The 1063-nt window shown below is 70.5% G+C and carries 1 protein-coding gene and 1 pseudogene; one reads left to right on the forward strand and one right to left on the reverse strand.

Annotated features, from left to right (window positions below; genetic code table 11):
* Positions 1 to 94 precede the first annotated feature (94 nt).
* A pseudogene (locus H7841_18660) lies at positions 95 to 400 on the forward strand (phage portal protein).
* On the opposite strand, the gene H7841_18665 reads toward H7841_18660, so the two are convergent.
* The coding region (locus H7841_18665; protein MEO5338880.1) for a restriction endonuclease subunit R at positions 382 to 1063 on the reverse strand (682 nt) is incomplete at its 5' end. The pseudogene H7841_18660 and the gene H7841_18665 sit on opposite strands and share 19 nt — an antisense overlap.

Consider the following 1063-nt stretch of genomic DNA (forward strand, 5'->3'; position numbering starts at 1 on the left):
GCGATCTCGGCCGGCGAGGGTTCGGTCAGGGCATCGATCTTGCGAGGGCTTGCCATGCCCACAGTATCGCCCATCCGGCCGCGCAACGCAATGCGGGTACGAGGCCCGCCGGGCCGACTATCTCGCCTGCTCCTGGCTGCCGCCGCGCCGGGAATGGGTCGATCCCCTGAAGGACGCCCGCGCCGAGATCGAGCAGATCGAGGCGGGCCTCAAGAGCCGGACCCAGACCATCGCCGAGCGCGGCTTCGACGCCGAGCAGGTGGATGCCGAGATCGCCGCCGACAAGGCTCGCGAGCAGGCCCTGGGGCTCACCTTCGGGAAGGCTCCGCCGGCAGCGGCCGAAGCGCCCGCCGATCCGCCCGAGGACTTGGCCGCCGTCGATCAGGCCGCTCTCGGATGAACCTGGGACAGGAATCGCCACTGGTCCTCGTGGGGTCGGAAGTCCTCGTCCAGGAAGACGCTGTTGCCGTCCCGCCGTGGGCGGCCTTGCAGCGGCAGGGCGATCAGGTTGCCGAAGCCCCCCTGCGGCATGGTGTCCTGGTTGGGGAAGAAGCGGTCGTAGGAGCCGAAGCCGATCTCGGGATGGCGCTCCATGGTCTCGGTCAGCAGGTGCGCTCCCAGCTTGCGGGCCAAGGCGGCGGAGACCGGCTCGGCGAAGAAGATCCAGACGTGCCCGCCGTTGCCGGAACGGGACCTTTCCACGGCGGCCGGCACGCCCCTGTCGCGGCAGGTCGCCAGGAAGGCGGCCACGTCCGCCCGCCAGTTCTCCTTGTCGAAGTCGGCCGCCAGGAAGCGGCATGTCTCGTCGGGCAGCAGGGGATAGACGCCCATGGTGAAATCCCGCCCGTCCGCTCCCTCGCCCCGCAGGTGGCGGCCGAGCGCCTCGTCCGTCACCGGCAGGAAGCGGCGGTTCGGATAGTCGCCGCATTTCACCTTGGGCTTGCCGCAGAGGCCGGGCGCCCATTCGTTGCCGCAGACGGGCGAGTAGCCGGACTTGCCGGTCCTGGGGTTGCTCCAGCGGCGCGGAAAGACATCCTCGCGGCCCCGGAACAGCTCCCGGAAC

This window comes from Magnetospirillum sp. WYHS-4 (genome assembly GCA_039908345.1).
Lineage (GTDB): Bacteria > Pseudomonadota > Alphaproteobacteria > Rhodospirillales > GLO-3 > JAMOBD01.